We start from the raw sequence: 24411 nt of genomic DNA on the forward strand, positions 1-24411 counted from the left end.
CGGCCGATTCGGCGCTGGGGGCGCTTTTGTCGTATAGCGTGGCATTGCCGGGCCGAGGACGGGTGTTCTGCGCGGCCTTAGCTTGCACGTATGGGCTCCTATTCTATCCTCATCGGCCTCAGTGCGGCCGTCATTCTGTCCTACCTCTTCGACCTGATAGCGCGGGCCACCAAAGTGCCATCGGTGCTGATGCTACTGCTTACGGGCATTGCCCTGCGCCAAGCCGCCGACTACTTCGACTTCACACTGGGTATCCCGAAGGTGGTGCTGGAAATATTCGGTATCATCGGCCTGATTATGATTGTGCTGGAAGGCGCCCTAGACCTGGAGCTGACCCGCGAAAAAGCCCCGCTGATTCGTCGCTCGTTTCTGGCGGCGGTGCTGATGCTGGTGGTGCAGTCGGTGGCTATTGCGCTGCTGCTGCAGTGGTATCTGGGGGCGTCGTTTCAAACCTGCCTCGTGAATGCCGTGCCGCTGGCTGTCATCAGCTCGGCCATTGCTATTCCCAGCGTGGCCAACCTGATGGGAGAAAAGCAGGAGTTTATTGTGTACGAAAGCACGTTTTCGGACATCCTGGGCATTATGCTGTTCAACTTCGCGCTGCAGGACAATTTCGCGCAGGGCATCTCCGTCGTTACGTTCTCGCGCGACGTGGTGGCGGTGCTGGTGGTGGCGGTGCTGAGCACGGCGGCGCTGGCGTTTCTGCTGGGCCGCATCCGGCTGCACGTTAAGTTTTTCCTGATTCTGGCGTTCCTGGTGCTGCTGTATAGCCTGGCCAAGAAGCTGCACCTGTCGTCGTTGGTGCTGGTGCTGGTATTTGGGCTGGCCGTGAACAACGCCTCCCTGATTTTGCGCGGCCCACGCCTACAACGGTGGCTGCACCCCGAGCAGCTGGCCGCCGAGCTGCACCCGCTCAAGAGCATCACCGCCGAATCGGCCTTCCTGATCCGCACGTTCTTTTTCCTGCTGTTCGGCTTTAGCATCACGCTCAGCACACTTATTAGCGGCACGCTGCTGCTGCAGGGGCTGCTGATTGTGGCCGTGCTCACCGTTATCCGCTACCTCTACCTGCGCTTCGTCGCCAAATCCGATTTGATTCCGGAGCTGTTTATTGCACCCAAAGGCCTCATTACAGTGCTGCTTTTTTACAGCATTCCGGCGCGCCATCACCTCGGCGAAGTGGGGGAAAGCCTGCTGTTTGTGGTAATTCTGCTGACTGGCGTGCTGATGATGATCGGGCTGCAGCTCACCAAAAAAGACCCGCAGATAGGCGAATATTAGACGCCGCCTACTCGGTTTCCTTGAGCAACTGGCGGCGGTAGCCGGCCAGAATGCTGGATTTAAGTAGGAAACCTATATAGTGGCCCTGGTCCACTACCGGCAGTGCAGGCACACCGAGTTGTTCCATGCAGCGCAGCGAATCAAGCAGCGAGTCGTCGGAGTTGACGACGGCGGCGGGGTCGGTCATTAGGTCGCGCACGCGGGTGGTGGTGTAGTGTACGTCGTCGAAGAGGGCGTCGCGCACGGTATCGAGCGTGACTACGCCTACCAGCAATCCGTCTTCATCCACTACCGGAAACAGGTTGCGGGTGGCGTGCCGAAAGGTATCTACAAGTGTGCCGAGCGTGTCGTCGGGGTGTACGGGTTCGAAGTCGGTCTGCACCAGCTTTTGCAAATCTAGCTGCGAAAGTAGGCTCCGGTCGCGGTCCTGGTGCATATACACGCCTTTCTGCACCAGTTTCCGGGTATACACAGAGTAGGGTTCGAAATAGCGGGTAATCAGGTACGATGAGCTGGTAACGACCATTAGCGGCACGAACAGCGCGTAGCCGCCCGTTATTTCGGCAATCAGGAAGATGGCCGTGAGCGGAGCATGCACCACGCCGGCCAGCACGCCCGCCATGCCCAGTACAATAAAATGCACCTCCGTGACGCTGGTCAGGCCGCTGAGGTTGATGAGGCGGGCAAACACGAAGCCCAGCAGCGCCCCCGCAAACAGCGACGAGCCGAACATGCCGCCGTTGCCGCCGGCGCCCACTGTAATGGTGGTGGCAAATACTTTGAGCAGCATACTGGCCGCCGCCACACCCAGCAGAATCCACACGTTTTCGTCGCGGTAAACAGCGAAAATGGAGCCGCTCACCAAATCCTCGCCCTTGCCGGCCAGCAGCAGCTGCACAATGTTGTAGCCCTCGCCATACAGCGGCGGAAACAGGAACACCAGCACGCCCAGCACTAAACCACCTACCGCCACCTTGCGGAACGTGCCTGGCCAGCGTTCAAAAAACTTGTCGGCCGCGAAGTACACCCGGATCATGTACACCGACAGCAGCGCCGTGCACAAGCCCAGCATCAGGTAAAACGGCACTGCATCCACGGGCCAGCTGGTGGTGATGAGCACGAATGGCTGGCCTTCAAACAGCGCCTTGGACACCACCGTAGCGGTGGCCGTGGAAATTAAAAGCGGAATAAAGTAGGGTGCGGCTAACTCGCTGAGCACCACTTCTACGGCAAACAGCACGCCCGCAATCGGCGAGTTGAAGATGGCCGCCACGCCCGCCGCCGCGCCGCAGCCCACCAGCAGGCGCCGCTCGCGCCGGCCCACGCGCAACAGCCGCCCCAGGTTGGAGCCCTGCGCCGCACCCGTCACCGAAATCGGGGCCTCCAGACCGGCCGAGCCGCCAAACGAAACTGTGATAAACGACGTGACAAACTGCGAATACAGCTTGCTACGCGGTACAATGCTACCCTGCCGGGCAATGTTGTAGATGATGGGCCCCAGCCCTCGGCTTAGGTTGCCGTCGAGGAAGTAGCGCGTGAACAGCACCGACAGCGCAATACCAATGATGGGGTAGAGGAACAAAGCAAACACGCGCTTCTCTTCCGGTACCCAGGCATACAGCATTTCCTGCGAGCGGTGCACCGAATTTTTGAGCAGTACCGCTGTCAGGCCGGCCATCAAACCCACCAGCACACTCACCAGAATCAGATATACCCGGTCGTTGATATGGCGCAACCGCCACAGCAACAGAGGGCTAAGAATCCGATGAACAATATTCTTGGGCATTGCCGCGCAGCAAAAGGAGAAGCCTGCCTACCACACGGCACGCAGGGCTAATAGCACAACGCAGGATAGTGAAAAAGCGGCGTCAGTGCCCCATAAAAATAGAAAAAAGAAGCACCGAAACTCTGCGGCCAACCGTTGGGCAAGCTGTGGAGCGGGCGTTTTGCGGTCTTCCGGAAACCTATTGCGTCAGGCCAGGCGCCGGGTAGCCGGTGCTTTGCAGCAGGTCTTTCACTTTCTGCATCAGCCCGCTTTTTATCAACAGCGTACCGCTGCGGTACTCCTCGGCCGACGTCCAGAAGTACACGCGCAAATCGGCGGTGGTGCCGGTGGTTTTTTCCAGGATGATGTAAGGCAGACGTGGCGAATCGTGCTGCACTTCGGGCTGCTGCCGCAGAAAAGCCAGCAGCTGCTCCTGCACGGTGCTGGGGTTGCTGTCGGTGCCGTAGTCTACGCTCACCAGGAAGTCTTGGCGCAGGTTGCCGTCGCGGGTGAAGTTGATGAGCGGCTCTTTGAGCACCAAGGAGTTGGGCAGGAATACGTGCTTGCCGTCGAAGGAGCGGATGAGCGTGGTGCGCAGGTTGAGGGCCTCCACGTGGCCCACCTGGTCTTTGATCTGCACAGTGTCGTTGATATGAAACGGGCGGTTGAAGGCCAGAATCACGCCGGCCAAGAAGTTCTCAGCAATGTCCTTGAAGGCAAAGCCCACGATGAACGCCGACAGCCCGGCCCCGGCCAGCAACCCACTCACAATCCCGGAAAGCCCTACCACTTCCATCGCCAGCAGCAGGCCCAGCAGCACCAGCACCCACTTGCTGATGCGGGTCAGGAAATCAGCCAGCAGCGGGTCGTGGGAGCGGCGGCGCAGGCGGCTGCCCAGCAGGACACTCAGGCGGTTGGCCACGAAAATGGCCACAATCAGCAGCACCAATGCCAAGGCCAGCTTGGGCAACACGTATAAAAACTGCTGCCAATACGTGGACAGCACCCGGTTCAAATCATTCAGCATACACAGTCGGTCAGCAACTAAAATCAAGCGCCCCGCGGCACGGGCCGGCGGGGCGTTTAGATGGTTCTACGCAAAAACGGGGCGGGCAGGTTCGGTTAGCGCGGCGCTGGGCGGTTGAGTGAGCGCCAGAAAACCAGCCCGCCGAGGCCGTAGGCCACCACATCCAGCCAGTCGGCGGTGAAGGCGCGCGGGCGCAGCAGTGGCAGCAGCAGCTCAAAAAGCAGGGAGACGCTTAGCCAGGTGCAAACCACCCAGCTGCCGGGCAACACAAAAGCCGGCTGCCGGAAGTAGTAGCGCCGCATGATGCTAAGCGTGATGGACAGCAGCAGCGGAAGTGCCAGTAAATCGGCAAGGTGTGAGTTGAGGGCGGCAGGCAGCGCCCAGAAGTGCCAGTGGCGGTTGAGCAGCGAGAATAAATAGAGTGCGGACAGCGCTAGAAACAGCGGCTGGCGCAGCTCCGGCGGCCACCACCTTAGCCCGCGAGCATTGCCACCAGCCATAGCAGAAACGAAACGATGGCGCCGAAAGCCAGCTGCCCACCCCGAATAATGTGTTTGGCAAACCGCATCAATGGCCCATCCTCGGGCTTGAACTCCACTTGCATAAACGACGGCAGGGGCTTGTCGGCCAGTTCCTGCCGCTGCTGCTCGCTGCGCATGCGGGGCGCATCGAGGTGGAGGCCGCACCGCTCGCACCGGTCGGTAGCCAGCTGCTGCCACGGGCTCCAGAACCCACAATGTGGGCATTTCTTGGTGGCGGTAAGCGGCTTGTTTTCCATGCGAACAAAGGTAATGACTAACGGCCGGGCCTGCTGTCGGATGGTTTCCAACAGCAGACCCGGCCGCTAGATAACCGCTGCCGGCGTGTTCAGTTACGCAGCAATAGGCATTCTATAGCTCCATAATATCCTCGTTCCAGAGCGTAGGCTCGGCCTCGATGAACTCGCGCATCATTTCCACGCACTCTTCGGAGTCCAGAATCACCACTTCCACGCCGTGGCTTTCCAGGAAGGCCCTGGACTCGCCGAAGGTGCGCGCCTCACCGACCACCACTTTCGGAATTTTGAACTGCACGATGGTGCCGGCGCACATGTAGCAGGGCATAAGCGTGGTGTAAAGCACCGTGTCGCGGTAGGTGCGCTGGCGGCCGGCGTTGCGCAGGGCGTCCATTTCGCCGTGGGCAATGGGGTCCAGCTCCTGCACGCGCTTGTTGTGGCCGCGGCTCACGATGTCGTTGCCGCGGCGCAGCACCGAGCCAATCGGAATACCGCCTTCCTTGCGGCCTTGGCGGGCTTCGTCGATGGCAGCCTGCATGAATTCGTCCATAGGATGATTGTTAAGAGTTGGAGGATGATTGTTGAATCTGTAATCGTTAATGGGAGGTGAGGATGCCAGGAGCAGATGCCTGAGCAGACAGCAATCAACTCCCAGCCATCAACAATCACCTGGCACAGATGCCTTTGTAGGGGCAATACTGGCACTTGTCGAGGTCGTCGGTTTTGCGGATGGGCTCCTGCGGGTCGAGGATGCGGTTGATAATGCGGCTCAGCAGCTCCTCGCTGCGAGGCAGGAACTCCTGGCCGTCGTCGGTGAGGAAGCCCATATCGGCGGGCATGGGGCCGGCGGGCAGGTTGCGCAAAGATATGATGGCCGCATCGGCAGCAGGGCGGCCACTCTGGGCCAGCATGAAGCGGTAGAGCCACAGCTGGCGCACCTTGTCGGCGGAGTAGGTGGCGTCGAGCACGAGACGCTCGGCAGCGTCGGCGGCGGTTTCGTTGCGCTTCTGCAGCTTCAGCTCGTGGGCCTGCACGAGGCCGGTTTTGTAGTCTACCACGCGCAGGCGGCCGTCGGGCAGCTGGTCTACCCGGTCGGCAAAGCCGATAAGCCGCACGGGCAGCTTTTCGCCGCTGGGCAGGGGCACAAACACCGTGGCGTGCAGCTCTTCCTCCAAGCCCTGAATCTGCAGCGGCAGACCGTCTTTCTCAGCCACCAGTCCTTCCAGATAGCGCCGTACCAGCTGCGAGGCCACCTGGCCCAGCACATGGTTAAGGCCTTCGTCGGCGCGGGCGTGGCGGTCTTTTTCCTCTTTGCGCAGCGCCTTGGCTACCATCACGGGAGCCAGTGCCACCAGGGCCGGAATGTCGTTGGCCGTGAGGGCCGGTGCTTTGGGGTTTACCACTTCGCGCCGGATGGTGTGGGCAAACGGCGTGAGCAGGTCTTCCAACGCCTCGTGCACTACCGTTCCGAAACCATCGGCTCCCAGGGCTTCCTCCACTTCGTCGGCCTCCCGGAACTTGGCTACGCGGTTGAAGTAGAACTTCAGCGAGCAGGCCAGGTATTCGTTGAGGGCCGTGGGAGAGAGGCCTCTGTCGAGCAACGAGCGCAAAGCCTGGAGCATGCCGGCGTCTTTGTCGAGGACCAGGTCACCTAATGAGGCCTCACCGCCAGCCGATACCTCACCCCCTAGCCCCCTCGCCAAAAGAGAGGGGGGACTAGTCTCTAGCTTTTTAAAGCCTAGTTCTAACTCTAATTCCCCCTCTCTTTTGGCGAGGGGGCTAGGGGGTGAAGTCACCGCCACCATATCCTCCAGTACCATCTGCGGGCTTTGGGGCAGCAGGTCGTTCTGGAGCTGCAGCAGGAAACGGCTTCGCTCGCCGGTGCGGGTGCCTTCGGCGCCGGGCAGCACGTGCACCAAATCTACGCGGCGGGCACGCTGCAGCAGACGCCAGAAATGGTAGGCAGTGGCGGCTTCGTGGTCGGCGTAAGTAGGCAGGCGGAACTCGGTCAGCACGTCGTACGGAAATAGCGAGGTGTGGCGCTTGGGGGCCGGCAGCACGTTTTCGTTGCAGCTGAGCAGGATGATGTGGTCGAAGTCAAGGGCGCGGGTTTCCAAGAGGCCCATTACCTGCACATCGGCAATTGGCTCACCGCTGAAGGGCAGCCGGGTGCGCGTCATCTGCTCGTAGAGAAACCGCCGAAACGAGCGTACCGACAGCCGCTGCTCCCGGCAGTCGAACACCGAGTCCAGGCGCTTGACGAGCGTATAAAACAGGTACAGGTACTCGGCCTCTATGGCGGAATGCTGCTCCTGGTACACCTGTTTCAAGAGGTCAATCAGCGTGTAGCAGGCTGCAATGATGTCGTCGCAGGTGTCCCATGTCTTGAACAGGGCCTGTAGGAGTGGGTGCTCTTTGCCCAGCTCCAGCAGTTCGGTGGCGGGCAGCAGCACGGCGTTGCGCTTCACAATGGCGCGGCAAATGTGGTCGAGCAGGCCGTGGTACTCGGGGTTGGGCTGCTTGTCGAGCCACTGCTGGTAGCGGCGCAGAAACGGGTGCCCTAGCAGCTTGGCTACGGCCAAGTGGTGGTAGCGCGGCACGCCGTAGCCGGTTTCGCTGGATCCTTCCCGAATGCCGGTCAGGTGCACCTCAAACAGTAGGTCCACGAGATTGAACAGCGGCGTGCTTTGGAAGCTGAGGCCCATAGTCACGTTGTAGTCGGGCACGGCATCGGGCGGCAGGCCGTGCAGCACGGGCAGCAGCAGGGTCTCGTCGGGTAGCACCACGGCTACGGTGCCGGTGGGGTGGGCCAGGCGGGCGGCGGCCAGCAGCTGGCCGGCTACTTTGCCCTGCATGCTGGCGTTGGCCACGCCCACAAAGCGCACGTGGCGCGGTAGCCCGCGCAGCAAATCGGCCGGCCCGCCAAACGCTTCCAGCGGCAGCTCCCAGCGCGTGAGGTAGCGGCGCAGGTGCTGGCCGGCGCGGTTGGGCGTGTCGGCATCCATATAAAACGAGTCGCCGTCGAAGCGCACCTCGGCCAAGCCGGCTTTCAGCAGCAGCTGGATCAGGCGCTCCTCGGCTTTCGAGAGGAAGCCGAGCCCCAGAAAGACGTGCCGCGCCAGCGGTTTGCCCTGTTCCAGCAACTGAGCCACACGCTCGGCCGCGCGCCGGTATGCCAGGCCGGGATAGGCCACGCGCTGCGCCAGCATGCGTTGGCGCAAGCGGTAGTACACCTTGCTGAGGTCGTCCCAGAAGCGGAAGTAGCCGGCCGTCATCGACTCCGGCTTCGGCGCTTCGCCCAAATCCCAGCGCTCCAGCGCCTTGGCCTGCGACAGATATTCAAACACTTTGTCGGCGTTGGCCAGGTTTTGGTCGAGGCTGGAAAAGTCTTCGAGTAGTAAACCTGCCCAACTCACGAAACGATCGAAATCCAGCTTGGGGTCAATGTCCTTAAGGATATCGTAGAGCAGTAACTGCAGCGTTATGGGTTCTTCGACCTGCACGCCGGCCAGCTCCACCATGTAGTCTTCCATAGCTGCCACGCGCGGGCTCCACAGCGCCTCACCGGCATCGGTGGCCATGGCCAACTCGTTTTTGAGGTACACCACCGCCCGCCGCGTGGGTACCACCACCACCAAATCCGACAGCTCCTCGGGGGCATAGCGCGCAGTCAGGTCGCGGGCCATCTGGCTCAGAAACGACTCGGTGGAAACAGAAGCAGGCGAAACGAGTGGCGGCAGGAGCGAATTCATAGCTAGTAAAGATACCCTGTAAGCGGCCAGCAAGGGCGCTGTCAAGCATAGAATTGAGCGAATAACCTGTGGCCGCCACGACTATTGCCCCTAAGCGCCCTCATTTTCAATTAATCATGAGTACCACTGAGACACTTTGGGCGGATGCCGAAGAAGTTGGAACCCTCATCAACTACACAAGTATGAAAGTCAAACACTTTCTCGTTTTACTCTTTCTTGGTTTCTGCGTTGATTTTGTTGGCGCGCTGTTCAAGATTCAGCATTGGGCCGGGGCCGACTTGCTGCTGATAAGCGGCATGGCGCTGAAAGCCTTGGGCGTAGTAGGCTTACTGCTGAAGCTGCTCACGCACCCGAAACTCCGGGAGTTTCTGAACTGGTAGCGGGTGCTGGCCGTGCTTGAGGCGCTGAAGAACCTACGGAAGCTGCCGGGTAGTCAGTAGATAAGCACACTGCTGTCATTCCTAGCGTGACGAGGAATCTGAAAAAAGCTGCTCAGTGGTCCTCATCCAGCTTCCTCCCGCGTCGGAACGATGGTTGCTAGTGGCCGGGAGCGGTTTCCACGACCTGCTCCAGCGGCTCGGCCGGGGCCGCGTAATGGCGCAAAGAGCGGGTCACCAGCAGCAAACTGATGAGCGTGAGGACGGAGCCGGTCAGGAAGGCCGCGCCGGGGAAATGCACCGGCGCATTTGGGCTGGTGAAGAACGAAAACAGGTTGGTCATTAGTGGCGGCCCGATGATGGACGTGAGGCTTACCAGGCTGGTGAGGGCGCCCTGTAGCTCGCCCTGCTCGGAAGGCGGCACTTGCCCGGCCATGATGCTTTGCAGCGCCGGCATAGCAATGCCGCCCAGGCAGTAAGGCACCAGGAAGGCAAACATCATCCAGGGCTGCCCGGCAAACGCAAACAGCGCAAAGCCCAGCGTGTACAGCCCTAGTCCGATAAACACCGAGCGTTTGTTGCCGAGCCAGGGGTTGAGGTATCGGATCAGCACGCCCTGCACCAAGCCCGTAAGCAGCCCGACGGCGCCCAGTGAGTTACCTACCTGGTCTTCGGTCCAATGAAACTGGTACATGGTGAAGTACGACCAAGTGCTCTGGGTGGCGTGGGCGGCAACATAGATGGGTACCATGGCCACCACCAACCCCATGATTACCGGGTACTTGCGCAGCTGCCGGAGCGAGCCGATAGGGTTGGCCCGCTTCCAGTCGAAGGGGCGGCGGTTTTCCTTGGCCAGGGACTCGGGCAGCACAAAGAAGCCGTAGAGCCAGTTGAGCAGCGAGAGGGCGGCGGCCGCCAGAAACGGCGCTTGGTGCCCAAACTGCGCCAGCTTGCCCCCCAGCACCGGCCCGATAATAAAGCCCAGCCCGAACGCCGCCCCAATCATGCCGAAGTTTTGCGCCCGGTTTTCGGGCGTGCTGATATCGGCAATGTAGGCCGAGGCGGTGGAGAAGCTGGCCCCGGTGATGCCCGCAATAATGCGTCCTACAAACAGCCACGCCACCGACGGCGCAAAGGCCAGAAACAGGTAGTCGAGGCCGAAGCCGAACAGCGCAAACAGCAGCACCGGCCGCCGCCCGTACTGGTCGGAAAGGTTGCCGAGGATGGGCGAAAATAGGAACTGCATGCTCGCAAACGCAAAGCCCAGCCAGCCGCCGTAGCGCGCCGCTGCACTCAGCGGCTCGCCGGTGAGGTGTGTAATCAGCTTGGGCAGCACCGGAATGATGATGCCAAAGCCAATGACATCGAGCAGCAGCGTGATAAAAATAAACGCCAGGGCAGGCTTGCGGGCAGCAGACATAGAATACAGGTTGGGCCAGACGAAAGTACGGCATGCCACCCCGGCCGCAAGCCGGGGTTGGGCAGCAGTAGCGCGAACTTTGCAGTTCGCGCCCCCACGCCGTTCGGATAGCTATAACAGCGCGGAGACGCGAACTGCAAAATTCGGTGCTACTGGCCCGCGCTAAAACAGCACCACTTCCTCGGAGCCGAAATAGTAGAGCACGCACACCACTTCGCGGTAGCCGAGCTGCCGGAACAGCTGCGCGTACTGCTGCAGCGGCAGGCGGTGGGTGGGGCTGGGCGGCGGCACCTTGAAATCGAGGAGCGTGACGCGTACCTCACCACGGCCAGTGGCGCCGGGCAGTGTCTCAAACACCACCCGGTCGGGCTTGTAGTCGCGCCGCTTCACGCCGCCCACCAATATTTCGCGCTCCGTCTCTACGCTTACGTCGGCGCTGAAGTAGCGGGCCAGCTCGGGGTGCGCCACTACCTGCTGCAGACGCTGCTCCAGCGCCGCCCGCTCCCGCCCGCTGATGAAGCCCTCGGCGGCCAGCTGCCGGCCTACACGCTCCACATCCTCAGCCAGCAGCAGGCGGCGCAACCCATAGTGCAGCTTGCGGTTCCACTCGCCTAGCTGCCCCTGCCGGTCGAAATCGAACACGGTAGTGGCGTGGCGGCGCAACCGCAGCCGCTCTTCCCAAGGCGCGGTTTCGAGGTTGGTGAGGTGGAAGTTATGGGTGGTCGGCTGGTCGTTTTTCAGGTCAGCTTTGGCAGCGGTGCCCTGCGAAACCACAAATGATACCTGCTCTTCATTCCACAGCTGTTGCTGTTTGAGGTAGCTGTGCAGCAGCTCGGCCACGTTTTTGGCGGGCCCTTCCGGAGCGGTGTCATCGGTGGCTTTCCTGCTGGGCTCGGGCCGTTTGCTGAGGATGTAGAGCCGGTGCCGCGGCCGGGTGAGGGCCACGTACAGCATGTTGAGGCCTTCGAGGAAGGTTTTTTCGCGCTCCTGCAGCAGCTGCCCGGCCAGGGCCGTACGGCTCAGGTTTTTGGTGAGCGGCACCACTGCCACGGCTGGCATGTCGGCCACCGGCTTGTCGTCTTCATTGAGGCGGCCCCACAGCAGCGTGCCCCGGTGCGGCTCCAGGCTCCAGTCGGCGAAGGGCACAATCACCACTCCGTAGGCCAGGCCCTTGGCCTTGTGCACCGTGGTGATGGTAATGGCGTCGCGGCCGGCGGGGGCGTTGATGCTGAGGTTGCTTTTGCGCTGCTCCCAATAGGCCAGAAAGTTGTTGAGGTTGTTGCCGTAGCGCAGACTGTATTCCAAAGTCAGGTCCAGAAACCGGAACAGGTACTCACTCTCGCCGTTGCGGCCCAGCAGACCAAACAGCCCAATCAGCCGCTCGGTCAGCTCATACAGGCCCAGGTTGCCGGTTTCCTGCTCCTGAAGGTCGTAGCCCAGCGTTCGGAACTCCTCGAAGAAATCCGCCGCCGACTCCGCATTGGCCAGCTTTGCCAAATGGCGCACGCGGGCCGGGGTGGGGGCCACGCGGCGCACCACTCTATCCAGCAGCAGCAGCGCCTCGGCCCGGGCCAGCGTGTCGGCTGGCTGGTTGAGCACCCGGTAGATGGCCACCAGCAGGTTCACCACCTCCGCAAATTCCAACGACAGCGAATCGGCGGAAATAATATCGTAGCCGCGCTCCTTCAAAAACTTGGCGACCAGCCGGCTGCCCCGCCGCGTGCGGCTCAGCACCGCCACGTCGCGCGGCCGGAATCCGTCGCGCAGCGCCTGCTGCACCAGCGCCAGGGTCAGATACAGCGTGCTTTCGTCGTAGTCGAGCGTGGCCTCCGGCAAATAGCCCGGCAGCGGCCCCGCGTCGTAGGTGCCATCCTGCGGGTGGTAGGGCCGAGCCGGCGCCTCGTTGCCGGTGAACAGAATTTCCACGTGGCCGGCCGGGGCCTCACCCCCTAGCCCCAGGCCGGGCGCCTCACCCCCCCGGCCCCCCTCTCCCTTTGGAGAGGGGGCTAGGGGGTGAGGCGCACGGGAGAGGGGGCTAGGGGGTGAGGTCCGGCCCGGCACCGTCTGCCGGAACCCTGGCTCAAACAAGTCCTGCACCAGCGCAAAATCGGGGTGTTGGGTACGTAGGTGGCTGAAGAACTCGTTATTGAAATCCACGATTGCGGCCGCCGAGCGGTAGTTCACGTTCAGCGACTTCGGCTCTAGGCGGCCCTGCAGGCCCTGGTAGCGCTCCTGTAGCAGCCGCTGGGTTTCGGGTTCGGTGGCGCGGGCGGCCAGGGCATCGGTGTTGTCTTGGTGCAGGCGCAGAATCTGCTCCATCTCGCCGCCGCGCCACCGGTAGATGGCCTGCTTGGCGTCGCCCACGGCCAGGTTCAGGTTGTCTTTGCCCACCGAGTTTTCCACCAGCGGCAGCAGGTTGTTCCACTGCAGCACCGACGTATCCTGAAACTCGTCAATCAGCAGGTGATTGTACCGCTCGCCCAGCCGCTCGTACAGAAACGGCACCGGCTCCTTCAGCACGATGGCGGCAATGCGGCGGTTGAATTCACTGATAAGCACTACGTTCCGCTCGCGGCTCACCTGCTCCACTATCTTGTTCAGCTCACTCAGCAGCGAGGCATGGAACAGGTAGGGCTGCATGGCCGTGAGCAGCAGATACTGGGGCAGCAGCACGTCGCGCAGCTTCTCAAACTGCTCGTAGGCGGTCTGCAGCACAGGTTTGGCGGCGTCTACGCGCTGGCGGTCCGCTTCGGTTTTCACTTTGCCGCTGTACCATTTGTCCTGGTCGAGGGTGATGCGTACGTAAGAGTTGGCTTCCTTGTCGGGCAGCAGGCGCTCCTCCCATTTGGTGGCGTACCCAAAGATGCCACTGCGGCCCTGGTAGAGGTCGGCGTCCGTTACGCCGGCTTCGGTTAGCGCCTCCGCGGCCAGCGTGCCCACGTCCCGGAACAGGTTCTCAATGACTTCGCGGCGCTGGCGCATGGTGTCGTGCAGGCGGCGGAAGTCCTGGAGCGTGAGCGTCTGGAGCTGCGCCACGGCCTCGTGCACAGTTTCGTTGAAGAGGAACTGCCCGAAACCGGCCAGCTCGTCGGGCAGGTTGTTCCAGCTTTTGCCTTCGTCGGCGCGGCTCAGGGCGTACTCGGTGAGGGTGCGGGCCAGCAGTTGGGAGTTTGGGTCGCGGTTCACTTTGTCGAGCAGGGCGGCCACGGCGGTTTGCAGCACGGCGTCGGTGTCCAGCTCCACCTCAAACGTGGCCGGCAGCTCCAGCTCCCGCGTGAAGGCCGTCACGATGCGCTGCACAAACGAGTCGATGGTGCTCACCGCAAAATCGGCGTAGTGGTAGAGCACCAGCCGAAACGTTTCCTGAGCCCGGCGGCGCACTTCCTGCTGGCGTTCCTCGGCGGTTTCGGTGCGGCGCGGCAGCAGCCCTTCGGCGGCCAGCTCCTCGGCCACTTCGGCCAGCAGCGCATCCGTTTCGCCGGCTTTGGGGTAAGCAAACTTGCGCAGCGCCCCAATGATGCGCTGCTTCATCTCGCCCGCCGCGTCGTTGGTGAACGTAATGGCCAGCACCTGCTTGAAATACGCCGGGTCCTCGCTGCCCAGCGCCAGCTTCAGATACTCCTTGGTAAGCTGATACGTTTTGCCGGAGCCGGCAGAAGAAGAGTAGATGCGGAAGGTTGCGGGCATTGGAGGGTAGACCTATAACTGCTAATTCAGCAATATACCGTAGGTTGGCAGGGATATAAGCATGCAAGACATGAGACGTTTTTACCTGGAGATGCTTATTGCTTTATTAGCAGGTGCTTGCAGCGACGACTCGGCCGCCAGGGAAGTGAGACAAGCTTACCGAGCAGACTCGCTGGTTGCGTCCACTGGCTTTGATACCACCCGACACTACACGCAACCGCTGTGCCTACAGTTCCGCGGCAAACCATTGCTTTCCATCGGCAGCCAGTCAAGTGCGCTTGACACATCTCTGACGTTTAATTTTGATCCGAACAGCGGCTACAACTATTGGTATCCTCAAATCAGTGATTATATATCTACGCACCCCCAATTGTCAGTGCAGCTTGAAGATGGCGCCGTAAATGGCGCCGTGAACTTCTCCGCTGACCGCAAAGGAAGGGTATTCGAGGTGCAGGGTACTTGGCTACTGAATGTTGATTCGTCTCAACAAGCGACACAAGCCGCAGTGCGCTCTGTGGCCAAGCGGTTGTTCCCCTGTCTGCAAGCAAAAATTCCTTCAACCCGCAAGTGGAAGCTCACTTTAGACGGGCCGCAGTTCAAGGAGGTGTTTGAGTTGTCTCCAGCTGATTCCAGTGGGTTTCCCAATTACTTGCTTACCTATCAACTTACCTACCAAGTAGTCTTTACCAAACAGGCCGACTAGAAGCCTAAGCTACACTGCTCCCCACAGCCGCTCCACCATTTCCGAAGTAACGCGCACCGGGCGCTTGGTTTGCGGGTCCAGCAGCACCCACTGCGTCTCGGCTTCGCAGAGCAGCTTGCCATCCTCAGCCCGCTCGATGCGCACGAAGCGCTGGCTCTGGGCGCCACGCACCTCGCCAATCCAGGTAGTGCAGCGCAGCTGCTCACCCAGCAGGGCCGGGTGGTGGTAGCGGATGCGGTGCTCCCGCACCACCCAGATAAAGGTATGGCCGTCGGCGGGCGGGTAGGCGGTGTGCCAGTGCGCGGCGGCCGTGTCCTGTACCCAGCGCACGTACTGCACGTTGTTGGCGTGGTCCAGCTCGTCGATGTCTTCGGGCTGGACGGTGAGCAGGTACGAAAAGCGAAAAGCGGGCGTGGTCATGGCAGCAGCGGGTTGGCCGCCGTAAAGGAACGCTGAAACCGGCGCTTCTGAAACTGCACCTGCCCGCAACTATATACAAGTTCTTGGCTTGAGGTAAGCTAAACTCAAAACTTCCACTATCTTTGACACAGTTTAAGAATGGTGGCTACCACAGGCCTGTTGAGTACTTTCGATGAGAAGGGGAAAGCAGCGTTTCGTACTGCTTTTCTTAGAGAACCATCCATCATCACAAGTACCATGCAGACAGGAACTGTAAAATTCTTCAACGAAACCAAAGGTTTCGGCTTCATCAAAGTTGACGGCACCGGCGAAGACATCTTCGTTCACGTTACGGAGTGCATCGACGAGATTCGCGACAACGACAAAGTTCAATTCGAAATTGCTCAGGGCCGCAAAGGCCTGAATGCTGTAAAAGTGAAGCTGGCTTAGTCCATTCCTTTTTCGGATATCTAGAAAAGCAGGTTCCCACTCGGGAGCCTGCTTTTTTTATGCGGTTGAGGGACTATAAGAGAAGAAAGCACGTCATGCTGAGCTTGTCGAAGCATCTCTACCGCTTCACCGGATTAGCACTGCAACGAAGCGGTAGAGATGCTTCGACAAGCTCAGCATGACGTGCTTGAAGTGTCTGCATTGAAATGATTATCTGTTATCTGGATTCCCAATAAATAATCCGTACCTTTGCAGCCGCATTTGAGAACGGCCACGTTCCGCGCAGCTTGTGAGCTGCCTTAAAGAAACTTGTTGGGCCGGCTTTGTCTTCCGTCCGTTGCTTCCGTCACTTGTCGTTGTGTTGAGTGGGAGAGAAGAGCGTCGCTGAATCCGCTGTTTTCAGAGCTATTCACTCCACTCCATTCAACCGACATGGAAAACGAAACCGTTAAGACCAAGTTCAGCGAGCTGACCCTCTCTGAAGAAATGCAGCGTGCCATCACCGAAGTTGGCTACGAAGAAGCATCCCCCATCCAAGCCGCCGGCATTCCGGTCCTGCTCCAGGGCCGCGACGTAATCGGCCAGGCCCAGACCGGCACCGGCAAAACCGCCGCCTTCTCCATTCCCGCCATTGAGCGCATCGACACCGATTCGCGTGAGGTGCAGTGCTTGGTACTTTGCCCCACCCGTGAGCTGGCAGTGCAGGTATCCGGCGAAATCCAGAAGCTAGGCAAATACAAGCGTGGTCTGGCCGTAGTGCCGATTTACGGTGGCTCTAGCTACGACCGGCAGTTCCGCGCCCTAGAGCGTGGCGTGCAGATTGTAATTGGTACGCCCGGCCGCGTAATGGACCACATTGAGCGTGGTACGCTCAAGCTGGAGCATTGCAAAATGATCATCCTCGATGAGGCCGACGAAATGCTCGACATGGGCTTCCGCGACGACATCGAGACGGTGCTCAAGAAAATGCCCGAAGACCGCCAGACGGTGTTCTTCTCGGCTACCATGAGCAAGCCGATCATGGAGATGACCAAGCGCTACCAGAAGGATCCGCAGATCGTGAAGGTAAACCATCAGGAAATGACGGTTACCAACATCGAGCAGAGCTACTTTGAGGTGCGCGGTCCGCAGAAAAAAGACGTGCTGACCCGTCTCATCGACATGTACAACATCAAGTCGGGCATCGTCTTCGCCAACACGAAGCGCATGGTCGACGAGATTGTGGGCGATTTGCAAGCCAAAGGCTACTTTGCCGAAGGTCTGCACGGCGACATGGGCCAGCAGCAGCGCCAGAACACGCTCGATAAATTCCGCAAAGGCACCCTCGAAATCCTGGTAGCTACCGACGTAGCCGCCCGCGGTATCGACGTGGACAACGTGGAAGTGGTGGTAAACTACGACCTGCCCGCCGACGAGGAATACTACGTACACCGCATCGGCCGCACCGGCCGCGCCGGCAAGCAGGGCAAGGCCTTCACCTTCGTGAGCGGCCGCGACATCTACAAGCTGCGCGACATCATGCGCTTCACCAAAGCCAACATCAAGCAGGAGCGTGTGCCGTCCTTCGAAGATGTGTCGGAGGTGAAAACCACGCTGATGCTCAACTCCATCAAGGAGGTAATTGAGAAAGGCAACCTCGACAAGTACGTGGCCCGCGTGCAGCGCCTCATCGACCAGGACCAGGAGGATGGCATTACGTCGCTCGACGTGGCTGCTGCTCTACTAAAAATGACGATGAAGGAAGACAAGCGCGCCCAGGAAAGCCTCGACGCCAGTCGCACCCAGGGTGCCGCCCGCGCCGGCTTCACGCGCTTGTTCGTGACGATGGGCAAGAAGGACCGTCTGCACCCCCGCGACATCGTGGACCTGATTGCCGAAAACACCAGCCTCACGGCCAGCAAAGTCGGCGATATTGCGCTCTACGACAAGTTCAGCTTCGTGGAAGTACCGAATGAGTTCGTGGAAGAAGTGGTAAGCCAACTCGGCCGCAGCTCCATCCAGGGCCGGCCAGTGGCCTTCAACATTGCTACGCCCCGCCAGGAAGGTGATGCGCAGCAGGAAGGCGGCAACCGCGGCGGCTTCGGTGGCGGTGAGCGTCCGCGCCGCACCGGCGGTTTCGGCGGTGGTGAGCGTCGGGAAGGCGGCTTCGGCGGCGAGCGTCGGGGCGGTAGCTCCTACGGGGGCGGTAGCTACGGTGGCAACCGCGGCGGTGGCTCCTACGGCGGCGGCGAGCGTCGCGAGGGCGGCAGCAGCTACGGTGGCAACCGCGGTGGCGGTAGCTACGGTGGCGGCAACCGCCGCGAGGGAGGCAGCAGCTACGGCGGCGGCTACAAAGGCAAGCGCAACGACGACTAACCCACAGCACAAATTGTGCAGATTGAGTTGATTTCGCAGATTTCAAGTTGAACTGCAAAACGCAAAAGAGCCACTTCATTTGAAGTGGCTCTTTTGCGTTGATTGGGGTTTGATGAGCAGCTTTCTTCAAGTTATAGCGGTTTCCCGAACGGTACAGAGACTCGACCCTTCGCGTCTTCTCGTGCCGAGCCGCCTCCGCAAAACCGTTCAATGCCAAGACGCGAAGTGTCGCGTTTCTACAGTAGCCGTACACTGTTTACAAAACCGCTCTATTTACTGCTACCAATTCTGTATTCAGAGAAACGCATAAAGAAAGCCGCCCCACTACGGAGCGGCTTTCTTTGTGTCGATAAAAGTCGAAATCTGCGAAATCAACTTAATCTGTACAATATGTGCTGTTACTTCTTGGCAGCGTCGCGCAGGTCACGGATTTCATCGTGGCCCTGCTTGATGCCGGCCGCCTGCTTCTCAATGATAGTTTTGATGGCAGCCGGCACGTCCTGAATCTTCTGGGCTTTCTCGTAGGCCGCTTTGGCGTAGTCTTCGCCCCGCTCGCACTCGGCGAGGATGCTGTGCCGGTCTTTGCTGGTTACCAGGCCTTTTAGGTTAATGAACGCGCGGTGAATGGTACCGGTGATAGACGACTCTTCCTCGGGATGCAGGTTGAGCTTGTGCATCTGGTCTTCCAGCTCGGTGATGTAGGCAGAGCGCTGAGCGGCGTATTTTTTGAAGGTTTCCTTCAGGTCAGCGTCCTCAACGTCGGTCAGTGCTTCGGCGTAGCCTTTTTGGCCGTCCTTCAGGGTTTCAAGTAGTTCGTTGAGGCCGGCTTGCAGTGCTTTAGCTTCCATGGAGAGGGGTGTTTTGGTGTTTAAGAAAGAACAAGTATGGCTTCCTTTACTGCCAAAAGTGCTGCAAGGTTGCAGCACAGTGAAGGAGCACCATTCCCCGGTTAGGTGGCCAATGGCTTAAAATGTTATGCCTCGAATAGCTTGGGATAAAGCTCTTCCTGATAGCAGGGAGTAACTATTCAACCAAGCGGCGCAAAATTTTACTGCTCTAAAGCCAGGCATTGCACTGGCAAATTGAAGCTTTACAGCTCATTACGCCGTTTGTGCTGCCAGCATCAGCTTGCCCACCGCCTGGCCAGCCAGGTAGCCGGTGGTCCAGGCCGCCTGAAAATTGAAGCCGCCCGTTATACCATCAATATCCAGTACCTCGCCCGCGAAATGCAGGCCCGGCACGCGGCGGCTTTCCATGGTTTTCATGTCAATTTCGCTGAGCACTACGCCGCCACAGGTTACAAATTCGTCTTTGTAAGTGGTTTTGCCGCGCACAGTGAGGGCCGTGTTCAGCAGTGCCTCAATGAGGCGGTTTTGGGGTTTGGCTGGCAGCTCATTCCAGCGCACTTCGGGCTCCACGCCGGCCTGGTCGGTGAGGGTGCGCCACAGGCGCTGCGGCAGCCCGAACAGCGGATTGGAAGCTACTACTTTACGGCTGTTCTGCTCGCGGTACTCGTGCAGCCAGGTACGCAGCGTGGTTTCGGTGTGCGCTGGTACCCAGTTGATGAGGGCCGTACTTTGGTAGTTGAGCTCGTGGAGGCGGCGGGCACCCCAGGCCGAGAGCTTGAGCACCGCCGGTCCGCTCACTCCCCAGTGCGTTACGAGCACCGGGCCTTCGTATTCCAGCTTCTCGCCGGCCACCCGCACGCGCGCCAGCGGCACGCTCACTCCTGGCAGCTCGCGTAGCGGCGAGGACGGCACATTGAAGGTGAACAAGCTGGGAACCGGGGCCGCAATGGTGTGGCCCAAGCCTCGTAGCCAGTCGTACTGCTCGGATTTGGGGGCGCCACCCGTGGCAATCAGCAGCCGTGCTACGTGCATTTCGCCGGCGTGAGCACCTGTGAGCTGCAACCGAAAGCCACCTGCCGGCAGGCCTTCGATCAGCTCGGGTGAAGTCTGGGTGAGGATGCGCACCCCGGCCTGCCGCGCGGCTTCCAGCAAGCACTGCGCAATGGTTTCCGAAGAATCAGTGACCGGGAACATACGGCCGTCGGGCTCGGTCTTGAGAAGCACGCCGCGCTTGGCAAACCATTGGATGGTGGCCTGGGCATCGAACTGCCGGAAAGGCTCTTTGAGCTGCTTGGCCCCGCGCGGGTAGTGCTGCACCAACTGCGCCGGCGTATCGGCGGCGTGCGTCACGTTGCAGCGGCCGCCACCCGAAATCCGCACTTTACTGAGCAGCTTGCCCGTTTTTTCTATCAGATACACTGTCAGGTGCGGGTTGGCCTCGGCGCAGGCAATAGCCCCAAAAAAACCGGCTGCTCCGCCACCCAACACTGCCACCGTCGAATTGATATCCTTCACGGTGCAAATTTACGCACAGATCAACAGTGTTCCAGGGCAGCCAGCAAATCGTCGTGCTGGAACTGGTAGCCGGTGGTTTCGCGCAAAAGCGTGCTGTCGATGGTTTTGCCGCTTTGTTGGGTGCCTTCCGGCTGAAAGGTTGGAGCCTGCAAGCCAAGATGCGCGGCGGCGGCTGTATAGAATGCGCGGCGCGACGGATGGTGACTGGCGCAGGCATTGAAGGTGTAGCCCCAGGCTTTCTCGCGAATGATGTGCTGCAACAGCCCAATACAGTCGTCTAAGTGAATAAGGTTGACGGGGGCATTGGCCTGCGGCAGGTTGTGGCGCCCTGCCAGGAAACGGCCCGGCGGACGGTCGGGGCCGAACAGGCCACCCAGGCGCACCACCGTTGTCAGCCATTGGCCCCAGCGCGGGGTAAACTGTCCTTCGGCCCGCAGCAAATCACCGGGAGCATCCGGCGATGAAACGGCGTCTGATTCGTGCATCAGCCGGTCCTCGTTGGGATAGACGCCGGTGGAGCTTACGAATAGCACGTGCCGCACGCCGGCTGCCGCCACCGCCGAGCCCACCGGGCGCAGCAAGGCCGGATAGGCCCCGGCAGCGGCGGCACGAGGCGGCACGTTCAGCACCAGCACATCCACGCCGGCCAGCAGCGCGTGCAGCGAGTCGGCATCGATCTGAGAAAATTCCGGGCCCAGGCGCAGCAAATAGGGCCGAATACCTGCGTCGCGCAGCGTGAGCATGTGCGTGGGCGTGGTAGTGGAGCCATTTACGGCATAGCCTTCAGCCACCAGGGCCTTCGCCAGGGGCAGCCCAAGCCAGCCGCAGCCGAGCACGGCAACGGTTGTAGGGGTGGGGCGAGCAGAATGTGAGGAGTCTGGCATCGAGGGTAAAGGTGCGGAATTTTCCTGCGTGGAGCGGCAAAGGCCTCCGCAGGCGGCCTGCTGAAGTAGCGTACCCGAGGCTATGTTAGGAGTTTTTTTGAACTTGCCCGCCGGTTGGCCTGAAAAACCAAACGACTCAGATTGTGAAAATTAGTTTTTTGCAATATTCAGCGACGTAGGCTGCGTTTTGCTTCAGCCGGCTGCTGAAATTCTTTCTTTCCCACCTTCCATTCTTCTGCTTTATGTCAGCTCATCCGTACGCTCAGCCTATGCTTCGCGACAATGCACTCCAAGGTAAAACCATCGTCGTGACGGGCGGCGGCACTGGCCTGGGGCGCGCCATGACTACTTATTTTCTTGAACTGGGGGCCAACGTAGTTATCAGCAGCCGCAAGCTGGACGTGCTGGAGAAAACAGCCGCCGAGCTGCGTGAGCAAACCCAAAACCAGAATGTGCTGGCTGTGCAGTGCGACGTGCGCAAGTACGACGAAGTGGAAGCCATGCTGCAGCGCACCATCGACACGTTTGGCGGCGTGGATGTGCTGCTCAACAACGCGGCCGGCAACTTCATCAGCCCTACGGAGCGCCTGAGCCATAAGGCGTTTGACGTGATAGTGGACATCGTGCTGCGCGGCTCCTACAACTGCACGCTGGCCTTTGGTAAGCGCTGGATTGCCGACAAAAAGCCCGGCACCATCCTTAACATCGTCACGACCTATGCCTCCGTAGGCTCGGCCTACGTGGTGCCTTCGGCTGCTGCCAAAGCCGGCGTGCTGGCCATGACCCGCTCGCTGGCCGTGGAGTGGGCCAAGTACGGTATCCGCTCCAACGCCATTGCGCCCGGCCCATTCCCGACGGAAGGTGCCTGGAGCCGCCTGTTTCCGGAGCCGCTGGCCAAAAAGCTCGATCCGGCGGCCTCCGTGCCCCTCAAGCGCGTCGGCGACCACCAGGAACTGGCCAACTTGGCGGCTTACATGGTGTCGGATTTCTCGGCCTACATGAACGGCGAAGTTGTGACCCTGGACGGCGGCGAGTGGCTCAACGGCGCCGGCGAGTTCAACAAGCTCGAAGCTATTCCGGCCCCGATGTGGGATGAGATTGAAAAAGCCATGCGCCGATAAATCACGGATTTCCACGGATTTTACGCGGATTTTGTAGTCGGCGCTATTCCGCATTGTTTGACCATAATACATAAAAAGAGGCTTGCCGTTTGGCAAGCCTCTTTATTTTAAGTGAACGGCAATCGACTACAAAATCCGTGTAATCCGCGTAAAATCCGTGGAAATCCGTGATTAAAGCTTGTATCCCGGAAATCCTTTCGTGAACTCAGCGGCGGGAATGGGCTGGTTAGCGACTATGTCGCTGAACTCAAACTTTTCGAACAAGCCTTTGTCGTCGTGCACCTGCACGACCAGGGGCAGCATAAGCTTCTGGTCGACGCAGACGAGGGTGCGGCGCCCGTAGCTGTTGGGTACCTGCAGCGTGCGGCCGGCTTCTACTTTTTCGCCGGGCGACAGGTTGTTGCGCTCCATCACGCGGTACTCACCACAGCCAAACTTATCGGCAATGCGTTTTGGGGTGTCGCCGGCCACGGCTTTGTACGATACGTAGCGGAACTGCGGGAAATCGGCGCGCAGCAGGTAGCAGGGCCGGCCGGCCACGGTGGTGTCGCCAGCGTAGCGGAAGCTTTTCTCGAAGCTATGGTCGCGGCGCTGGCTGGAGCCCCGGATCAGGTCGGTGATGGTACCGTAGCCGGCGTCCAGTACGCTGTGGTGCTGGTTTTTGTGCATCACTGCGCCTTCGGGGTCCAGGCTCAGCGTCACGTAGGGGAAGCTGTTGGGATACACCCAGGCGTCGCCGTCGTTCTGGCCCGTCACCCAGAGCACCTCAATGCCCTTGGCGTTTTTCAGGTACACTCGAAACGGGCTGAACGTCATTTTCATGGCGGTGCGGGCTTGCTGGTAGCTGCCGCCCGTCAGGCGTTCCTGGGCGCGCACGTTGCAGCGCAGGGTTTTCAGGTTTTCGATGGAAGTGGTGAGCCGGCTCAGGAGCTGCTCGGTGGTAATGCGGTCGGCGGCGGGAGCCGGGGAGAAAGAAGCGGCGGCCAGCGCCACGGCTGGCAGTAAAGAAGCGGCCGAAAGCCGGGTAAAACGCGTCATGAAGCAGGTGGGCAAAATCGTAGAGTCGGTTGGCCGCTACGCATAAACCGGGCCGGAACAAGCAGCAAGATAAGGATAGGACCGTAATGCCGCGTAACAGATTGGAGTTGGGGGGTAGAGGACGGTTCGGCAACTTTTTCGCCCTAAAACCGGAATAACCAACGCACCTTTTCTTTCAAGCACCACACCATGCGCTTCACAGTTATTACGCCTACCCACAACCGTCGCCAGTTTCTGCCTGAGGCAGTAGCCAGCGTTCAAGCTTCCGTTTCGGCTCCCCTGGATTTTGAATTCGAGCATCTGATCTGCGAAAACGCTTCCACCGACGATACCGCCGCCTGGCTGCGCGACGCCGCCGGCCACGACCATTCCGCAATCCGGGTGGTAAGCCAGGCCACCAAGCTGCTGCCCGGCCCCGCCCGCAACCTGCTCATCCAAGACACTCCCGCCGACGGCTGGCTGGTACCCCTCGACGACGACGACCTGCTGCTGCAACGCTGCCTGTATAACTACGCCGGCCTCGTGCAGCGCCACCCCGGCCAGGCCTGGTTTGTGGCCGATTTCCTGCGCGTAGACGAAGAAAAGCGCTACATGCCCGGCGAGGACTACTACGCCTGGAAGTTTGAAACGCCTGCCGATATGCTGCGCGCCATCTTCCGGGCCGAGCACTTTATCCAGGGCAACGTGTGCTACAGCCGGGCGCTGTTCGAGGAAGTGGGCGGCTACAGCGAGGAAATCAGCATGGCGGAGGACCTGGACTTGTACGTGCGATTTTTGCTGGCCGGGCATCTGCCGGTACTCTCGCCCCACATCAGCCATCTGCACCGTTTCCACACCAGCAACGTGAGCATCGGGGTGGACGCCAACAAGCACGCGAATGATTTGCGGGTGATTTACGACCAGTATGCGGAGCAGCTGCAGAAAATGGGAATAGAGCGGCCGTAAGTAGAACGGAGTGACACTATGTTTTGCCGCATAGTGGCAAGCGACGCGTAGGGGCAGTTTGGCGCGGCT

At 60.2% G+C, this 24411-nt stretch carries 20 protein-coding genes; 7 read left to right on the plus strand and 13 right to left on the minus strand.

Features of this window, described 5'->3' with window-relative positions; all coding sequences use genetic code 11:
- Positions 1 to 90: 90 nt before the first annotated feature.
- Positions 91 to 1281, plus strand: a complete 1191-nt coding sequence (locus H8B14_RS10940) for a cation:proton antiporter domain-containing protein (protein WP_187315672.1) — start codon at positions 91 to 93, stop codon at positions 1279 to 1281.
- A 7-nt stretch (positions 1282 to 1288) separates the two neighbouring features.
- On the opposite strand, the gene H8B14_RS10945 is transcribed toward H8B14_RS10940, so the two are convergent.
- The 6 genes from H8B14_RS10945 to H8B14_RS10970 all read right to left on the minus strand — a co-directional run bounded on the left by H8B14_RS10945 (position 1289) and on the right by H8B14_RS10970 (position 8600).
- Complete coding sequence (locus H8B14_RS10945; protein ID WP_187315673.1) at positions 1289 to 3067, minus strand: chloride channel protein; 1779 nt, start codon at positions 3065 to 3067, stop codon at positions 1289 to 1291.
- A gap of 178 nt (positions 3068 to 3245) precedes the next feature.
- A complete protein-coding gene (locus H8B14_RS10950; protein WP_187315674.1) occupies positions 3246 to 4073 on the minus strand; it encodes a mechanosensitive ion channel family protein in 828 nt (275 codons plus the stop codon).
- A 95-nt stretch (positions 4074 to 4168) separates the two neighbouring features.
- Positions 4169 to 4573 (minus strand): hypothetical protein, encoded by a 405-nt coding sequence (locus tag H8B14_RS10955; protein ID WP_187315675.1) that lies wholly within the window; start codon positions 4571 to 4573, stop codon positions 4169 to 4171.
- Positions 4546 to 4851: a hypothetical protein gene (locus H8B14_RS10960; RefSeq protein WP_187315676.1), complete on the minus strand. Its 306-nt coding sequence runs from the start codon at positions 4849 to 4851 to the stop codon at positions 4546 to 4548. The genes H8B14_RS10955 and H8B14_RS10960 overlap by 28 nt, the downstream gene beginning before the upstream one ends.
- Positions 4852 to 4963: 112 nt before the next feature.
- On the minus strand, positions 4964 to 5398 hold the full coding sequence (locus H8B14_RS10965) for a nucleoside deaminase (protein ID WP_187315677.1): 435 nt from the start codon (positions 5396 to 5398) through the stop codon (positions 4964 to 4966).
- Between the two features lie 115 nt (positions 5399 to 5513).
- Positions 5514 to 8600 (minus strand): PD-(D/E)XK nuclease family protein, encoded by a 3087-nt coding sequence (locus H8B14_RS10970; protein WP_187315678.1) that lies wholly within the window; start codon positions 8598 to 8600, stop codon positions 5514 to 5516.
- Positions 8601 to 8668: 68 nt separating this feature from the next.
- On the opposite strand from H8B14_RS10970, the gene H8B14_RS10975 reads away from it, so the two are divergent.
- Positions 8669 to 8980 (plus strand): GldL-related protein, encoded by a 312-nt coding sequence (locus H8B14_RS10975; protein WP_187315679.1) that lies wholly within the window; start codon positions 8669 to 8671, stop codon positions 8978 to 8980.
- Positions 8981 to 9137: 157 nt separating this feature from the next.
- Here the strand turns inward: H8B14_RS10975 and H8B14_RS10980 are convergent, their stop codons facing one another.
- Entirely contained in the window at positions 9138 to 10397 is a 1260-nt protein-coding gene (locus H8B14_RS10980) for a TCR/Tet family MFS transporter (RefSeq protein WP_187315680.1), read from the minus strand.
- 162 nt (positions 10398 to 10559) lie between these two features.
- The gene (locus H8B14_RS10985) at positions 10560 to 14084 is read right to left on the minus strand and encodes a UvrD-helicase domain-containing protein (protein WP_187315681.1); all 3525 of its coding nucleotides are present in this window, start codon (positions 14082 to 14084) and stop codon (positions 10560 to 10562) included.
- Between the two features lie 70 nt (positions 14085 to 14154).
- Here H8B14_RS10985 and H8B14_RS10990 point away from each other — a divergent pair, with 70 nt between their 5' ends.
- A complete protein-coding gene (locus H8B14_RS10990) occupies positions 14155 to 14787 on the plus strand; it encodes a hypothetical protein (protein ID WP_187315682.1) in 633 nt (210 codons plus the stop codon).
- A gap of 9 nt (positions 14788 to 14796) precedes the next feature.
- Here the strand turns inward: H8B14_RS10990 and H8B14_RS10995 are convergent, their stop codons facing one another.
- Positions 14797 to 15207 carry an acyl-CoA thioesterase gene (locus tag H8B14_RS10995; RefSeq protein ID WP_187315683.1) on the minus strand — a complete coding sequence of 137 codons (411 nt, stop codon included), beginning with the start codon at positions 15205 to 15207 and terminating at the stop codon, positions 14797 to 14799.
- 237 nt (positions 15208 to 15444) lie between these two features.
- On the opposite strand from H8B14_RS10995, the gene H8B14_RS11000 reads away from it, so the two are divergent.
- Together H8B14_RS11000 and H8B14_RS11005 are read left to right on the plus strand one after the other, a co-directional pair.
- A complete protein-coding gene (locus H8B14_RS11000) occupies positions 15445 to 15636 on the plus strand; it encodes a cold-shock protein (protein ID WP_044017446.1) in 192 nt (63 codons plus the stop codon).
- Between the two features lie 432 nt (positions 15637 to 16068).
- Positions 16069 to 17991, plus strand: a complete 1923-nt coding sequence (locus H8B14_RS11005) for a DEAD/DEAH box helicase (RefSeq protein WP_187315684.1) — start codon at positions 16069 to 16071, stop codon at positions 17989 to 17991.
- Between the two features lie 398 nt (positions 17992 to 18389).
- On the opposite strand, the gene H8B14_RS11010 is transcribed toward H8B14_RS11005, so the two are convergent.
- The 3 genes from H8B14_RS11010 to H8B14_RS11020 form a co-directional block, all read right to left on the minus strand.
- On the minus strand, positions 18390 to 18839 hold the full coding sequence (locus tag H8B14_RS11010; RefSeq protein ID WP_187315685.1) for a PA2169 family four-helix-bundle protein: 450 nt from the start codon (positions 18837 to 18839) through the stop codon (positions 18390 to 18392).
- Between the two features lie 252 nt (positions 18840 to 19091).
- Positions 19092 to 20354 (minus strand): BaiN/RdsA family NAD(P)/FAD-dependent oxidoreductase, encoded by a 1263-nt coding sequence (locus tag H8B14_RS11015; protein ID WP_315984820.1) that lies wholly within the window; start codon positions 20352 to 20354, stop codon positions 19092 to 19094.
- 20 nt (positions 20355 to 20374) lie between these two features.
- Positions 20375 to 21238, minus strand: coding sequence for a Rossmann-fold NAD(P)-binding domain-containing protein (locus H8B14_RS11020; protein WP_187315686.1), 864 nt, complete (start codon positions 21236 to 21238; stop codon positions 20375 to 20377).
- A 242-nt stretch (positions 21239 to 21480) separates the two neighbouring features.
- On the opposite strand from H8B14_RS11020, the gene H8B14_RS11025 reads away from it, so the two are divergent.
- Positions 21481 to 22359: an SDR family oxidoreductase gene (locus H8B14_RS11025; protein WP_187315687.1), complete on the plus strand. Its 879-nt coding sequence runs from the start codon at positions 21481 to 21483 to the stop codon at positions 22357 to 22359.
- A gap of 171 nt (positions 22360 to 22530) precedes the next feature.
- Here the strand turns inward: H8B14_RS11025 and H8B14_RS11030 are convergent, their stop codons facing one another.
- Positions 22531 to 23397, minus strand: coding sequence for a LysM peptidoglycan-binding domain-containing protein (locus H8B14_RS11030; protein ID WP_187315688.1), 867 nt, complete (start codon positions 23395 to 23397; stop codon positions 22531 to 22533).
- A gap of 189 nt (positions 23398 to 23586) precedes the next feature.
- Here H8B14_RS11030 and H8B14_RS11035 point away from each other — a divergent pair, with 189 nt between their 5' ends.
- Positions 23587 to 24342 (plus strand): glycosyltransferase family 2 protein, encoded by a 756-nt coding sequence (locus tag H8B14_RS11035; protein ID WP_187315689.1) that lies wholly within the window; start codon positions 23587 to 23589, stop codon positions 24340 to 24342.
- Positions 24343 to 24411 lie beyond the last annotated feature (69 nt).

Source organism: Hymenobacter puniceus (assembly GCF_014333525.1).
Lineage (GTDB): Bacteria > Bacteroidota > Bacteroidia > Cytophagales > Hymenobacteraceae > Hymenobacter.

Excerpts from the sequence above, each read along its gene's own strand:
- H8B14_RS10940 (WP_187315672.1), top strand. The coding sequence starts at position 91 with ATGGGCTCCTATTCTATCCTCATCGGCCTCAGTGCGGCCGTCATTCTG.
- H8B14_RS10945 (WP_187315673.1), bottom strand. The coding sequence starts at position 3,067 with ATGCCCAAGAATATTGTTCATCGGATTCTTAGCCCTCTGTTGCTGTGG.
- H8B14_RS10950 (WP_187315674.1), bottom strand. The coding sequence starts at position 4,073 with ATGCTGAATGATTTGAACCGGGTGCTGTCCACGTATTGGCAGCAGTTT.
- H8B14_RS10955 (WP_187315675.1), bottom strand. The coding sequence starts at position 4,573 with ATGGCTGGTGGCAATGCTCGCGGGCTAAGGTGGTGGCCGCCGGAGCTG.
- H8B14_RS10960 (WP_187315676.1), bottom strand. The coding sequence starts at position 4,851 with ATGGAAAACAAGCCGCTTACCGCCACCAAGAAATGCCCACATTGTGGG.
- H8B14_RS10965 (WP_187315677.1), bottom strand. The coding sequence starts at position 5,398 with ATGGACGAATTCATGCAGGCTGCCATCGACGAAGCCCGCCAAGGCCGC.
- H8B14_RS10970 (WP_187315678.1), bottom strand. The coding sequence starts at position 8,600 with ATGAATTCGCTCCTGCCGCCACTCGTTTCGCCTGCTTCTGTTTCCACC.
- H8B14_RS10980 (WP_187315680.1), bottom strand. The coding sequence starts at position 10,397 with ATGTCTGCTGCCCGCAAGCCTGCCCTGGCGTTTATTTTTATCACGCTG.
- H8B14_RS10985 (WP_187315681.1), bottom strand. The coding sequence starts at position 14,084 with ATGCCCGCAACCTTCCGCATCTACTCTTCTTCTGCCGGCTCCGGCAAA.
- H8B14_RS10990 (WP_187315682.1), top strand. The coding sequence starts at position 14,155 with ATGAGACGTTTTTACCTGGAGATGCTTATTGCTTTATTAGCAGGTGCT.
- H8B14_RS10995 (WP_187315683.1), bottom strand. The coding sequence starts at position 15,207 with ATGACCACGCCCGCTTTTCGCTTTTCGTACCTGCTCACCGTCCAGCCC.
- H8B14_RS11000 (WP_044017446.1), top strand. The coding sequence starts at position 15,445 with ATGCAGACAGGAACTGTAAAATTCTTCAACGAAACCAAAGGTTTCGGC.
- H8B14_RS11005 (WP_187315684.1), top strand. The coding sequence starts at position 16,069 with ATGGAAAACGAAACCGTTAAGACCAAGTTCAGCGAGCTGACCCTCTCT.
- H8B14_RS11010 (WP_187315685.1), bottom strand. The coding sequence starts at position 18,839 with ATGGAAGCTAAAGCACTGCAAGCCGGCCTCAACGAACTACTTGAAACC.
- H8B14_RS11020 (WP_187315686.1), bottom strand. The coding sequence starts at position 21,238 with ATGCCAGACTCCTCACATTCTGCTCGCCCCACCCCTACAACCGTTGCC.
- H8B14_RS11025 (WP_187315687.1), top strand. The coding sequence starts at position 21,481 with ATGTCAGCTCATCCGTACGCTCAGCCTATGCTTCGCGACAATGCACTC.
- H8B14_RS11030 (WP_187315688.1), bottom strand. The coding sequence starts at position 23,397 with ATGACGCGTTTTACCCGGCTTTCGGCCGCTTCTTTACTGCCAGCCGTG.
- H8B14_RS11035 (WP_187315689.1), top strand. The coding sequence starts at position 23,587 with ATGCGCTTCACAGTTATTACGCCTACCCACAACCGTCGCCAGTTTCTG.